This window comes from Saccharothrix algeriensis (assembly GCF_016907655.1).
In the GTDB taxonomy this organism is placed as follows: Bacteria; Actinomycetota; Actinomycetes; order Mycobacteriales; family Pseudonocardiaceae; genus Actinosynnema; species Actinosynnema algeriense.
Genome location: NZ_JAFBCL010000001.1, coordinates 5,631,274 through 5,644,685, shown reverse-complemented (window position 1 = coordinate 5,644,685; position 13,412 = coordinate 5,631,274). Strand labels below are relative to the sequence as shown.

Here is a 13,412-nt window from a genome sequence, read left to right as displayed (position 1 = left end):
ACGGGCGCGCGCACCGGCCGCCGTCGCCCGAGCAGGCCCCGGGCGGTGACGCCGTGCTGTGCCGGATCAGCATTCTTCACTCATTCGAGTAATTGGAATATCGCCCGATCAGGACGCGAATTCGCCGGTCCTACGCTGCCGCACGTCGACCCCGCCTCTCCCAGGAGTTGTTGCGTGCCCGGTTACCTCGCACTCGCTGCGGCCACGGCGATGTACGCGCTGGGCATCGTGGCGCAGACCGTCGCCGCCCGCCGCGCCGAGCCGGGCCGGGGGCTGCGGCTGCTCGCCCGGCTGGCCGCCGACCGGCTCTACCTGGTCGGGTTCGCGGGCCAGGTCGGCGGGTTCGCGCTGGCCTTCCTCGCCCGCGCCGAGCTGCCGCTGTACCTGGTGCAGGCGGGCTCGTCGTGCGCGGTCGGCGTGGCCACCCTCTTCGGGGTGCTCGCCCTGGGGTGGCGGGTCCGGTCGCTGGAGGTCGCCGTGCTGGTGGTGATGGCGCTGGGCCTGCTGCTGCTGGCCGGCGCGTCGACCCCGTCGGTGGCCGAGGAGATCCCCGTCGGGACCGGGCTGCTGGTGCTCGGCGCGCCGCTGGTCGCGGTGCTCGCGGTGACGCGCGGGGCCCGGGGCGCCGTGCCGGTCGCCGTCGCGGCCGGCCTGGCCTACGCCGTCGTCGCGATCGCCGGCCGGTCGCTGGCCGACGAGCCGCTGCTCGACCTGCCCCACTACCCCCTGACGTGGCTGATGGTGGCCGCGGCGCTGGTCGGGCAGGCCGGCATGGCCGCCGCGCTGCAGCGGGGCTCGGCCACCTCGGCGGTCGCGACCATGGACTCGGTGACGGTCGTGGTCACCTCGGCGGTCGGCGTCCTGGCGCTGGGCGACCGGGTCGCGCCCGGCCGGGGCTGGTGGGTCGCGGTCGGCGTCGCGCTCGTCGTGCTCGGCGTGCTGGCCCTGGGTTTCGCCTCGCGGTCGGCCCCCGCGCCGGTCACCGCGCGCCAGGAGGCGGCGTGACCGTCGCCAGCGTCTCGCTCGACCTGGACAACCTCTGGGCGTACCTGAAGACCCACGGCGATCCCGGGTGGGAGCGGATGCCCAGCTTCCTGCCCGTCGCGACGCCCCGGCTGCTGGAGGTGTTCGGCGAGCACGGCCTGACCACGACGGTGTTCGTGGTCGGCGCGGACGCCGTGCGCGACGACGGCGCGGCGGCCGTCGCCGCGATCACCGCCGCCGGGCACGAGGTCGCCAACCACTCCTTCGGCCACGAGCCCTGGCTGCACCGCTACTCGCGCGCCGAGGTCGCGGCCGAGGTGGCGCGGACCGAGGACGCGATCACCGCCGCCGGCGCGCCGCGCCCGGTCGGGTTCCGCGGCCCCGGCTACAGCGTGACGCCCGACCTGCTGGCCGTGCTGGCCGAGCGCGGCTACCGCTACGACGCGAGCACCCTGCCGACCTGGATCGGCCCCCTGGCCCGCTTCTACCACAACCGCTCCGCACCCTCCACAGAGGACAGCGACGAGCTGTTCGGCGGGTTCGGCCGGGTGTTCGCGCCCAACCGCGCCCACCGCTGGGCCAACGGCCTGGTCGAGCTGCCGGTGACGACGATGCCGCTGCTGCGCGTGCCCATCCACGGGTCGTACCTGCTGCAGCTGCACCAGGTCTCCCCCGCGCTGGCGCGCGCCCACTTCCGCGCGGCGCTGCTGCTGTGCCGGGCGCGCGGGGTGTCGCCGTCGCTGCTGCTGCACCCGACCGACGTGCTGGGCGCGGCGGAGGCGCCGGGCATGGAGTTCTTCCCCGGCATGGGCGTCCCGGCCGCGCGCAAGGTCGAGCTGCTGGGCTGGGTGCTCGCGGCGCTGCGGCGGCACTTCGACGTGGTGGGCACCGGCGAGCACGTCGCCCGCCTGGAAGGGGTCCTGCGGGGCGCGCGAAAGCTGGACCGCGCGGGATGACGCGGACCCTGCGCGCGCTCGCGTGCGCGACCGTCGCGCTGGCCCCGGTGGAGGGCTACCTGCTCCAGGTGCACGGGCAGCTCGCGAAGGTCGCGCCGGCCCTGCTGACCGCCGTGTGGCTGGTGGCGCGGTTGCGCGAACGGCGGGCGCCCGCGCCGCACCCGGTGCACGCGGTGCTCGCGCTGCTGCTGGTGGTGCTGCTGGCCTCCGCGGCGCTGCACGCGGGCGGGCCGTACGCGGTGGACTACCTGCTGCGGTGGCTGCCGTTCCTGGTCGTCACGGTGGTCCTGGTGGACGTGGCCTCCCGCGAGGTGCCCCTCCCGGCGCTGCTCTGGTCGGCCGTGGCGGGCGCGGTGGTGGCCGCGCTGGGAGCGCTGCACAGCCTCGTCGCCGAGGGCCGCACGCGCGCCACCGGGCCGCTGGAGGACCCGAACGACCTGGCCTACTTCCTGGTCGCCGCGCTGCCCCTGCTGGTCGCGCTGGCCGGCGCGGGCGCCTCCCGGCTGCGCGCGCTCGGCCTGGCCGCGGCCGCGCTGGTGCTCGTCGCGGGCGCGGCGGCGACGTTCTCCCGGGGCGGCGCCCTGGCGCTGGCCGCCGCCCTGGCGTGGCTGGTGGCGCGGCGCGCGCTGCCGGTGCGGGCCGCGGCGGTCGGCGTCGCGGCGGTGCTGGCGCTGGGCGGCGGCGTGCTGCTGCTGGCCGGGCCGGCGCTGGACCGGGCGGTGCAGGAGAAGACCCACATTGCCGGGACCAACGTGGACACCCGCGAGCTGCGGTGGCAGGCCGCGGCGCGGATGGTGGCCGAGCACCCGGTGCTCGGCGTCGGGCCGGGCGGGTTCCGCGGCGGGTACGCCGCCGCCTCGCACGACGCCGAGGTCGACGAGCAGACCCCGGTGGCGCACAACATGTACCTCGAAGTGGCGGCCGAGCTGGGACTGCCGGGCTTCGGGCTGTTCGCGGGGCTGCTGGCGGTCGCCGCGGTGGCCTCCGAGCGGGTGCTGCGCTCGGGCGCGCGGCGGCCGATGGCGGCGGTGCAAGCCTCGCTGGTCGCCGTCGCGGTGGCGTCGACCTTCCTGTCCCAGCAGTACTACCTGCCGTTGTGGTCCCTGGTCGCGGTCGTCGCCGCGGCCGATCTGCGTCGAAGGGGAACCGATGCGCGTGCTGCACGTCATCAGTGAGATGGGCACCGGCGGTGCCGAGGCCCTGGTCGCCGGGATGGCCCGGGCAGGCGGCGAGTTCGGCTGGCAGACCGCCGTCGCGAGCGGCGGCGGGCACCGGGCGGACGCGCTGCGCGGGCAGGGCGTGCCCACGTTCGCGGTGCCGGTGGCCCGGCGCAGGGCGGCCGGCGTCCTGCGGGCGACGGCCGCGGCCCGGTCGGCGGTGCGCCGGTTCCGGCCCGAGGTCGTGCTGGCGCACAACGTGTCCGCGAGCATGGTCGCGCGGCTGGCGCTGCTGCCCCGGCGGGTGCCGCTGCTGACGGTGTTCCACGGGGTGGCCGACGACGACTACGCCGGCGCGGCGCGCATCCTGCGGCGGACCTCGGGCGCGGTGGTGACCGTCGCGGAGGCGACCGCGGCCCGGCTGCGGGAGGCCGGCCTCGCCCCGGACCCGGTGGTCATCCCCAACGCCGTGTTCCCGCAGGAGCCCCGGGTCGACCGGGCGACCGTGCGGGCGGCGCTGGGCGCGGACCCGGCCGTGCCGGTGGCGCTGTGCCTGGCCCGGGTGGAGCCGCAGAAGCGGCACGACGTGCTGCTGGACGCGTGGGCACTGCTCGGCGGCGGCGCGGAGCTGTGGCTGGCCGGCGACGGCTCGCTGGCGGGGCCGCTGCGGCAGCGGGCGGCGCGGCTGCCGGGCGTGCGGTTCCTGGGCAACCGGCCCGACGCGCCGGACCTGCTGGCGGCGGCCGACGTGACCGTGCTGACCAGCGACTGGGAGGGGATGCCGGTCGCGGTGCTGGAGTCGCTGGCCGCCGGGCGGCCCGTGGTGGCCACCGACGTGGACGGCGTCGGCGAGGCGCTGGCCGGCGGCGGCGGGGTCGTGGTGCCCCGGCGCGACCCGGCGGCGACGGCGGAGGCGTTGCGGGCGCTGCTGTTCGACCCCGCCCGGCGGGCGGCGGAGGCCGCGGCCGGGCGGGCGTCGGTGGCCCGCTCGCACGACCCGCGGGCGCTGATGCGGTCCTACGACGAGCTGCTGCGCGGGTGGGGAGGTCGGCGGTGAAGTCCCAGGCGGGGAGGTCCGCGGTGAAGTCGCGGGCGCGGAAGTCGGCGGTGAAGCCGCGGGTGGAGAGGCCGGCGGAGAGGTCGGCGGCGCGGGCGCGCGCGGAGGGGCCGGCGGTGCGGTCGCGGGAGGGGGGACCGGCGGTGGAGCCGCGGGGGACGTGGTCGGGGAGGTCGGCGGCGCGGGCGCGGGGGGCGTGGTCCGCGGTGCGGGCCCGGGTGGCGCGGGCCCGGGTGGCGCGGGCGGCGGTGCGGTGGCGGGCGGTCGGCGGGTGCGCGGGCGCGGGGCTGCTGGTGGGGGCGCTGGTGCTGCTCGCGGTGGTCCTCAGGGGTGAGCAGCACCAGGGGCGGGTGAGCCTGCTCGCGGGGCCCGTCCCCGACGCGCCCCAGTACGGCGAGGTGGTCGCGCTGTCGCTGCCGGCCCTGGTGGAGGTGGCGCGCAGCCCCTCCGTGCTGGCGCGGGCCGGGACGGCGGCGGACCGGGTGTCGGTGGAGCTGGTGCCCGCGTCGGGGCTGGCGCGGGTGTCCGTGCGGGCGCCGTCGGCCCAGCAGGCGAGCCGGGAGGCGACGGCGGTGGCGAAGGCCGTGGTGGAGACCGACCTGCTCGCGCCGGCGGCGAAGCTGCGGGTGCTGGACCGGGCCGAGGTGATCCGGGTCGCGCCGGACTGGCCGCTGGCGCTCGGGCTGGCGCTCGCGGCGGCGGTGGTCGCCGCCGCGGCGGCGGCGGTGGCGGTCCGCCTGCGGCGGACCCGCGTGGTGGACGGGGTGCGGGCGGCGCTGTCCGCGGCGGGCGTGGCGCACCCGGTGGCCGTGGTGCGCGACGACGACCCCGACGTCGTGGCGCGGCTGGCGGTGCTCTGCGCCGCGGCGACGCGCCCTGCGCGGGTCGTGGCGGTGGCGCCGGACCTGGTCGGGCGGGCGGAGGCGCTGGCGGGGCGGTTGCCGGACGGGGCGACCGGGCCCGGCGCCGGCGAGGCGCTGATCGCCGTGGCCCCGGCCGGCCGGCGGCAGGACGGGTTGGCGAGCGTGGTCGGCGCGCTGCCGGCCGGCACGGCGGTGGTGGCGGTGGTGCTGGTATGACGCGGGAGATCCGGCAGGACCGGTCGGAGGACGGGGCGGTGCGGGCCGGCGGTGGCTCGGTGCGCGGTGGCCTCCCGGCCGACGGCGACCAGCCACCCGCCGACTTGGCGGCCGGGAACGGGACAGCCGGGCGCGGAACGGTCAGCGGTGGCGCAGCCGAAAACGGAACAGCCGAAAACGGAACGAGCGGGAACGGAACGAGCGGGAACGGAACGGCCGGCGGTGGCACGGCCGGGAACGGGACGGGCGGCAAAACAGCCGAAAACGGCACAGCCGGCAACGGCACGGCCGGGAACGGGACGGGCGGGAACGGGACGGGCGAGGATCGGGCCGGTGGGGTCGACGTGGCGGGCGGCCACGACCCGGTGCGCGGCAGCCGGTCCGGTGGTCCTGGCGACCTGACGGGCGATGAGCGGGCCGGCGCGGGGGCGGTCGGGGAGCCGGTCGGCGCGGGGGCGGGCGAAGGCCGGGCCGGGGGCGCGGCGGCGGGCGGCGAGGTCGCCGTGCGGGTGGCCGAGGAGCCGCAGCGGGCGCCCCGGCCGCGCGGGCGGTGGTGGGCCGGTCGTGGCGGGCAGGGGGTCGTCGCGTTCATGGCGGCGGTCGTCGGCGCGGTCGGCGCGTGGCGGGCGTTGCGGCCGTCGTGGGAGGTCCCGCTGCCCACGGCGGCGAACCTGCCCGAGGAGCGGATGCAGGACTTCCGCGACGCGCTGTACTTCCCGATCCGCGAGTTCCTGGCCGGCGGCAACCCGTACGACCCGGCCGCGATGTTCGCGCACTGGCCGGTGCGGCAGAACTTCAACCTGTACCAGCCCTACCACCTGGTGCTGCACTCGCCGTTCGCGCTGCCGGGCTACCGGCTCGGCGCGGTGGCGTTCGCGGTGGTCTCGTTGCTGCTGCTGGTGTTCCTGGCGGTGCTGGCGGCCGGGCGCCTGCGGGCGCCGCTGCTGCCCGCCGCCGCCGTGGTCGGCGCGCTGCTGGTCACCAGCCAGGTCGGCAAGGCGCAGCTCTACGTGGGCCAGGTCAACCCGCTGGTCGCCGTCGGCGCGGCGGGCGCGCTGCTGGCGCGCACCAGCCACCCCCGGTGGGCGGCGCTGGCCCTGGCGCTGGCGTGGCTCAAGCCGCAGTTCGGGCTGCCGCTGGCGGTGCTGCTGCTCGCGCGCGGCTCGTGGAAGGTGGCGCTGGGCGGCACGGCCGTCGCGGCGGTCGCCAGCCTGGCCGTGGTGGCGCCGGTGATCGTCGGCGGCGGTGGCGTGGGCGCGTTCCTCGACGTGGTCCGGGCGAACCTGGAGCACGCCTCGGCGACCCACTACGGCGCGGTCGACTCCCTGACCGCGCAACGCGTCGACGTGGCCGCGGTCTTCTTCCGGCTCACCGGTTGGCTGCCGCCCGGCGCGGAGGCGTTCGCCCTGGTGGCCGTCCTGGCGGTCAGCGCGGTGCTGGTCCGGCGGCTGGACCGGGCCGGCCGGTCGCCGGTCGCGGACCTGCTGACGTGCGCCGCCGTCGTGGTGGCGGTGGTGCACCAGCCCGGCGACGTGCTGATCGCCGTGCCGGCGCTGGCCCTGGCCGCGGTGTCGTGGTGGCGGGACCCGCGGGCGTGGCCGGGGGTCGCGGTGGTGGCGCTGCTGGTGCCGTTCGCGCACCTGCACTTCGTCGACGCGGCGGTGCGCGACCTGGTGGGTTCGCGGGCGAGCGTGACGGTGGACGGGGTCGCGCTGGTGCTCGCGTGGGTGGCGCTGGTCGTGCACGCCCGACGGCGCGGGCGCGCCACCGCCGAACCGTCGTGACCGGTGCGGTCCGCGGTTCGCTGTGGCTGTTCCTGGCCAACGTGGTCGGCAAGGGCAGCCAGATGGCCGTCACGCTGGTGCTGGCCGCGTTCCTCACCGAGGAGGGGCTCGGGCTGGTCGCGCTGACCGTGTCGGTGGTGAACATCGGCCAGGTCGTGCAGTCCATGGGCGTCTACGACGTGATCAGCCGGACCGCGCTGGACCCGCGCCGGGTGGCGGGCACGCTGCTGGTGCTCAGCGTCGGCGCGGGGACCGCCCTGGCCGTGCTGCTGGGCGCGGCGGCCGGCCGGGTCGCCGCCGCCGTGGGCGCGCCCGGCGTCGCGCCGCTCGTCGCGCTGGCGGCGGCCGGCCTGCCGTTCACGGCGGCGGGCGGCGTGCAGCTGGGCCTGATGCACCGGGACCTGGACTTCCGGCGGCGGTTGCTGCCCGACGCGGGCAGCGCCGTGCTCGGCGCGGTGGTGACGATCGTGTTGGCGGTGCTGGGTTCCGGCCCGCACGCGCTGGTGGTCGGGTTGCTGTGCACGGCCGTCGCGCAGCCGGTGCTCGGGGTGGTGGCGGGCGTGCGGGTGCGGCCGGTGTGGGACGCGGGCGCGGCGGCGGAGGCGGCCCGGTGGATCGCGGTGGTGGGGCCGGGCGCGCTGGTGGCGGTGCTGCTGGTGAACGTCGACTACCTCGCCGTCGGGCACGTGCTGGGCACCGAGGCGGTGGGCGTCTACTCGCTGGCCTACCGGATCGCCTGGGTGCCCTACATCCTGGTCGCGGTGGTGCTCGGCGGGGTGGTGTTCCCGTTGTGCGCCAAGCTGATCCGCGAGGGCGACCGGGCCGGGCTGCCGGCCGCCAACGCCCGGTTCACGCACGCGGCGCTGGTCGTGACCGGCGGCCTCTACACCGTGACGGCGGCGCTGGCCGACCGCGTGGTGCTGTTCGGGCAGCGGTGGGCGCCGGCGGCCGTCCCGCTGGTGCTGCTGTGCGGCTACGGCCTCGGCTTCGGCCTGCTGCACCTGTGGTACCAGGTGATCCGGGCCGCCGGGCGGGCCCGGCGCTACCTCGCGCTGGAGCTGACCCACCTGGTGGCGCTCGTGGCGGCGCTCGCGGTGGTCACCCGGCACGGCGTGGTGGCGGTCGCCGCCGCCCAGCTCGCGGTGGTCTGGGCGCTGGTCCTACCGGCCTGGTGGGTGCTGGCGCGCGACGGCCTCGCGCCGCCCGGGCTGGGGCGGGCGGTGGGCTGCGTCGCGGTGGGCGCGCTGAGCTGCCTGGCGGTGGCGCGCCTGTTCGGGGGGTTGTTCGGCCCCACCCTGCCGGGCGCGCTCGGCGAGGGGCTGGTCCTGGTGCTCGGTTACGCGGCGGCGGCGCTGGCCGTCGACCGCCGCGCGATCCGCGAACTGCGAGAGGTGCGTCGATGAAGGTTGTGCACGTGACCCGGCCGGTGACCGGCGGGGTGGGCGCGGTGGTCCGGCAGCTCGTCGTGGGGCAGCGCCGGCGCGGCTGGACCGTGGACGTGGTGTGCCCGGCGGGGTGGCTGGCGGACCGGTTGGCGGGCACGGGCGTCGGCGTGCACGACTGGCCCGCCACCCGCTCCCCCGGCCCGAGCACGGTGGCGGAGGCGCTGCGGCTGAAGAGGATCATCGACGCGCTCGACCCGGACGCCGTGCACCTGCACAGCTCCAAGGCGGGTCTCGCGGGACGGCTCGTGCTGCGCGGCCGGCGGCCCACGGTCTTCCAGCCGCACATGTGGGCGTTCGAGTGCGCGGACGGCCCGATGGGGCGGCTGTCGGCGCTGTGGGAGCGCCTGGCGTCCCGGTGGACGCACCAGCTGGTGTGCGTCAGCGACGACGAGCTGGCCTCCGGGCGCGCCATCGGGATCAGGACGGCCGCCGAGGTGGTGTGCAACGGCGTGGACACCGAGGCGCTGCGCCCGCGCAGCCGGGTCGCCGCGCGCCGCCGGCTGGGCCTGCCGGACGTCCCGACGGCGGTGTGCATCGGGCGGCTGGCGCCGCTCAAGGGGCAGGACCAGCTGCTGGCGGCCTGGCCCTCGGTCGTGGCGGCGGTGCCGGACGCGCAGCTGGTGCTGGTGGGCGACGGGCCGATGCGGGACCGGTGGCGGGAGATCGGCGACCACGAGTCGGTGCGCTGGTGGGGCCACGACACGGCGGTCGCCGACTTCTACACCGCCGCCGACGTGGTGGTGCTGCCGTCCCGGGCCGAGGGGATGGCGCTGGTGCCGCTGGAGGCCATGGCCAGCGGGCGGGCGGTGGTGGCGTTCGACGTCGGCGGCGTGCGGCAGAGCGTGGGCGAGGCGGGCGCGGTGGTGGAGCCGGGCGACGTGCGGGCGCTGGCGCGGGCGGTCGCGGCGCGGCTCGCGGACCCGGTGCTCGCCGCGGGCGAGGGCCTGGCCGGCCGGGAGCGGGCCGAGCTGCTGTTCGACGTCGGGCGGGTCGGCGACCAGGTCGCGAACCTGGTGGAGAAGCTGGCGGGAGGGCCGCGGTGAGGGTGGCCTACCTGCTGACGCAGGACCGGGGAGGGCCGGTCGACGTCACGGTTCGGCTGGCGGCCGCGCTGATCGCGTCCGGCGAGGTCGACGTCCGGGTGTTCGGGCCGACGCCTGCCCGCGGCGCGGAGCTGGTCGCCGGGCACCACGAGGAGGTCTCGGTGGCGCGCAAGGGCGACCTGCGGGCGGGTCGGCGGGCGCGGGAGGTGGTGCGCGCCTGGCGGCCCGACGTCGTGCACGCGCAGGACCGCCGGTCGGGCCTGGTGGGCGCGGGGCTGCTCGGTCCGGGGCTGCTCGGTCCGGGGCTGCTCGGTCCGGGACTGTTCGGCGCGGGGTCGTCCGGCGCGCGGCGCCCCCGGCCCAGGGTGGTGCAGACCTACCACGGCGTGCCCGATGACGTGCGCGAGGAGTGGTTCCGGGGCGGGCGGGGCGCGCCGGTCCCGTCGGGGTACACCCGGACCGTGCTGGCCGCGGACGCGGGCGTGGCGCGCTTCGTGCACCGGACGGTCGTGCCCGCGCCGTCGATGGGCGAGTTCCTGGTGCGGCGGCTGCGGGTGCCCGCGCACCGGGTGACGCACATCGACAACTGCGTGCGCCTGCCCGAGCCCTGCCCGCCGGACGGGCCGGTGCGCAGGCTGGTGTTCGTGGGCCTCCTGGTGGAGCGCAAGGGGTTGCTGACGCTGCTCGACGCCCTGGCGCGGCCCGGCGTGATGCCCCCGGACGCCTCGCTGACCGTGATCGGCGACGGGCCGCAGCGCGTGGCCGCCGAACTGCGCGCCCGGCGCGACCTGCCGGGCCGGGTCGACTTCCTCGGCTACCGCACCGACGTGCCCGAGCAGCTGCGCCGGCACGACGCGCTGGTGCTGCCCTCCAGCATGGAGCAGCAGCCGCTGGTGGTCGCCGAGGCGATGGCGGCGGGCAAGCCGGTGGTGGCCACCGACACGGGCGGGGTGGCCGACATGCTCGCCGAGCCGGCCTGCCTCGCGGCGCCCGGTGACGCGGCGGCGCTGGCGGACCGGCTGGCCGCCCTGTTCGCCGACCCCGACCCGGGGCGCACCGGCCGGGCGCTGGCCGAACGCGCGCACGCCCGGTTCGCCCCGGACGTGTGCGCGCGGCGGCACCTGGCGCTCTACCGGGAACTGGTGGCGTGAGGCGCGCCGGCCCGCCAGCGCGCGACGGGGGCCCGGTCGGTCACGAGGACAGGATCTCGACGTACCCGTCGGTCCCGTGCACGCGGATCCGCTGCCCGTCCCGGATCAGGCGCGTGGCGTGCTCCACCCCGACGACGGCCGGCAGGCCGTACTCCCGCGCGATCACCGCGCCGTGGGTCATCTGGCCCCCGACCTCCGTCACCAGGCCCGCGATCGCGACGAACAGGGGCGACCAGCTGGGGTCGGTGCAGGCCGTGACCAGGATGTCGCCCGGTTCGAGGTCGGCCTCCGCCACGTCCGGGACGACGCGGGCCCGCCCCTCGACGGTCCCGCCGGAGACCGGCAGGCCGGCCAGCGCGCCGGCGGGCAGGTCCTCGCGCCGGTAGGACCCGGTGACGGTCTCGCCGTCGGAGGTGAGCACGCGGGGCGGCGTGAGCGCCCGGTAGGACTCGAACTCCTCCTTGCGCCGGCGGACGAGCTGCCGGTCGACCCGGTTCGCGAGCACGACGTCGCGCAGTTCCGACAACCGCAGGAAGAAGACGTCCTCCTCCTCGGCGAGCACGCCGGCCCGCACCAGGCGCCGGGCCTCGGCCAGCAGCGCCTTCTTGTAGACGAAGTAGCGGCAGACCATGCCGTACTTCGGGTACTCCCGGTACCCGGTGAACGCCCGGACGCGGTCGATCATCCGCTTGGTCTCCGCGGCCTTGCCCTCCCCGTCCGGCAGGGCCCGCAGGCGCTCCAGCACCTCCTGCTCCTTCTGCCGCGCCTCCTGCAGCCCCTGCTCGAAGCGGCGCCTGCCGGCGCCCGGCTCGAAGTTCCCGATGTCGGTCAGGAGCATGGGCAGCAGGGTGGTGGGGCGCTCGGCCCAGCGCGGCCGGGTGATGTCGATCTCGCCGACGCAGCGCATCCCGTAGCGGTCCAGGTAGGACCGCAGGGCGTCGTGCGCCTCCTGCCCGCCCGGGAGGCCGGGCAGCTCGTCGAGGAAGCCGTCGTCCTCGACCTCGCGCAGGAAGGCGACGACCTCCGGGTGCGGGCGGATCGCGTCCGCGACGTCGAGCAGCGCCAGCCCCATCTCCGCGGTGACGTTGTGCGGCACGGACAGCGTGAGCGCGTCGGCCGCGTTCTTCTCGCCCAGCCACTCGTGCAGGTGCTCGTTGAGCCACCACGTCGCCTGCATCGCCGCCACGATCACCTGGTGGCCGCGCGGGTCGAACAGGACCCGCTTGAGCTCCTGGACGTCCGCCAGGACGAAGTCCAGCAGCTCCACCCCGGACCTGCCCCGGATGTCGCGTTCCAGCGCGGCGATGGACGCCTCGCCGTGCTCGACCAGCTCGGTGACGAGGGCCGGGTCGGTCTCGATCACAGCCGGTTCGGCGCCGGCGACCTGCTCGACGGGGCCGTCGTCCGGGACGGGCGGCAGGAAGCCGTCGCGGTCGAGGACGGTCCGCAGCGCGTCCCCGGTCAGCGGGTCGGACTTCTCCACGACCGCCAGGAAACCGGCGCGGCTCGCGGGCGAGGCCAGCAGCCGGGTGGCGTCGGCGAACAGGCGACCGCCGGCCTCGGCCATGGGCCGGGGCGTCGTCAGCTGCCACAGCGACAGCCCCAGCGGCTTCATCGGGTCGGTCATCATCTGCTGGTGGCCGACGGAGAGGTAGACGTGGTTCTCCCCGTCGTCGGCCTCGGGGACGGGGAACAGGGTGGTGACGGGCCGGCTCTGGACGACGTGGAAGCCCTCGTCGTCCAGGCACCACTCGATGTCCTGGGGGCGGCCGAAGTGCGCCTCGACCCGCCGGCCGAGCCGCACCAGCCGCACGACCTGCGCGTCGGTCAGCGCCGGCCGCCGCTGCCGCCCGGGCTCGACCGCCCGCTCCCGCGTCCCCCCTCCCGGCGCGGCGTGCAGGGCGAACGCCTTGACCGCCACCGCCCTGGCGACGACCTCGTCGTCGCGCACCCGGTAGGTGTCGGGGTCGACCAGGCCGGAGACCAGGGCCTCACCGAGGCCGTAGCCGGCCTCCACCGAGGCGACCCTCCGGTTGGACGTGACGGGGTCCGCCGTGAACAGGACGCCGGCCGCGTGCGGGAAGACCATCCGCTGCACGACCACGGCCATGTGGACCTTGCGGTGGTCGAAGCCGTTGCGCAGCCGGTAGGTCACGGCCCGCTCGGTGAACAGCGAGGCCCAGCACCGGCTGATGTGCCGGAGCACCGCCGCGGGCCCCTCGATGTTGAGGTACGTGTCCTGCTGGCCCGCGAAGGAGGCCGTCGGCAGGTCCTCCGCCGTCGCGCTCGACCGGACCGCGCAGGCGGTCCGCTCGCCGAGCCGGGCGAGGGCGCCGGTGACCTCCGCCGCCACGTCGTCGGGCACGACGAGCCCCTCGACGACCCGCCGGAGCTCCGCGCCGCGCGCGCGGATCGCCTCCCGGTCGCCCGGGTCCAGGCGCGACAGCCGGTCCAGCAGCCCGCCGACCGCCGGCGCGTCCGCCACGACCCGCCGGAAGGCGTCGGTCGTCACGCAGAACCCGGCCGGCACGCGGACGCCGTCGATCCGCGCCAGCTCCCCCAGGTGCGCGCCCTTGCCGCCGACGACGGCGACCTGCCCCCGGTCGACCTCCCGCAGGTCGAGCACGTGGCTGCCCATCCGCTCACCCTCTCCGTCCACCCCGTCCAGCCGGCTGGTCCGGCTGCGGCCGGAGATTCTGCGGCACGGACCGGGTCTTGCCGCAAGACCCCCTGCCTGCTATAAGTTGACAGTGGCA

10 protein-coding genes are annotated in these 13,412 nt (G+C 77.4%); 9 read left to right on the top strand and 1 reads right to left on the bottom strand.

Features of this window, described 5'->3' with window-relative positions:
* Positions 1-174 precede the first annotated feature (174 nt).
* The 9 genes from JOE68_RS25810 to JOE68_RS25770 all read left to right on the top strand — a co-directional run bounded on the left by JOE68_RS25810 (position 175) and on the right by JOE68_RS25770 (position 10,656).
* The gene (locus JOE68_RS25810; RefSeq protein ID WP_307819897.1) at positions 175-1,005 is read left to right on the top strand and encodes a hypothetical protein; all 831 of its coding nucleotides are present in this window, start codon (positions 175-177) and stop codon (positions 1,003-1,005) included.
* Positions 1,002-1,940, top strand: a complete 939-nt coding sequence (locus JOE68_RS25805) for a polysaccharide deacetylase family protein (protein WP_204844872.1) — start codon at positions 1,002-1,004, stop codon at positions 1,938-1,940. Before JOE68_RS25810 ends, JOE68_RS25805 begins: the two co-directional genes overlap by 4 nt.
* Positions 1,937-3,115, top strand: a complete 1,179-nt coding sequence (locus tag JOE68_RS25800) for an O-antigen ligase family protein (protein ID WP_204844871.1) — start codon at positions 1,937-1,939, stop codon at positions 3,113-3,115. The genes JOE68_RS25805 and JOE68_RS25800 overlap by 4 nt, the downstream gene beginning before the upstream one ends.
* Positions 3,090-4,154 (top strand): glycosyltransferase, encoded by a 1,065-nt coding sequence (locus JOE68_RS25795; RefSeq protein ID WP_239562352.1) that lies wholly within the window; start codon positions 3,090-3,092, stop codon positions 4,152-4,154. Before JOE68_RS25800 ends, JOE68_RS25795 begins: the two co-directional genes overlap by 26 nt.
* Positions 4,151-5,233: a hypothetical protein gene (locus tag JOE68_RS25790; protein ID WP_239562351.1), complete on the top strand. Its 1,083-nt coding sequence runs from the start codon at positions 4,151-4,153 to the stop codon at positions 5,231-5,233. The genes JOE68_RS25795 and JOE68_RS25790 overlap by 4 nt, the downstream gene beginning before the upstream one ends.
* A 344-nt stretch (positions 5,234-5,577) precedes the next feature.
* Positions 5,578-7,017 carry a glycosyltransferase 87 family protein gene (locus JOE68_RS25785; protein WP_307819895.1) on the top strand — a complete coding sequence of 480 codons (1,440 nt, stop codon included), beginning with the start codon at positions 5,578-5,580 and terminating at the stop codon, positions 7,015-7,017.
* On the top strand, positions 7,014-8,420 hold the full coding sequence (locus JOE68_RS25780) for an oligosaccharide flippase family protein (RefSeq protein WP_204844870.1): 1,407 nt from the start codon (positions 7,014-7,016) through the stop codon (positions 8,418-8,420). Before JOE68_RS25785 ends, JOE68_RS25780 begins: the two co-directional genes overlap by 4 nt.
* The gene (locus tag JOE68_RS25775) at positions 8,417-9,505 is read left to right on the top strand and encodes a glycosyltransferase (RefSeq protein WP_204844869.1); all 1,089 of its coding nucleotides are present in this window, start codon (positions 8,417-8,419) and stop codon (positions 9,503-9,505) included. The genes JOE68_RS25780 and JOE68_RS25775 overlap by 4 nt, the downstream gene beginning before the upstream one ends.
* The gene (locus tag JOE68_RS25770; protein ID WP_204844868.1) at positions 9,502-10,656 is read left to right on the top strand and encodes a glycosyltransferase family 4 protein; all 1,155 of its coding nucleotides are present in this window, start codon (positions 9,502-9,504) and stop codon (positions 10,654-10,656) included. Before JOE68_RS25775 ends, JOE68_RS25770 begins: the two co-directional genes overlap by 4 nt.
* A 40-nt stretch (positions 10,657-10,696) precedes the next feature.
* On the opposite strand, the gene rph is transcribed toward JOE68_RS25770, so the two are convergent.
* On the bottom strand, positions 10,697-13,294 hold the full coding sequence (rph, locus tag JOE68_RS25765) for a rifamycin-inactivating phosphotransferase (protein ID WP_204844867.1): 2,598 nt from the start codon (positions 13,292-13,294) through the stop codon (positions 10,697-10,699).
* Between the last annotated feature and the right edge of the window lie 118 nt (positions 13,295-13,412).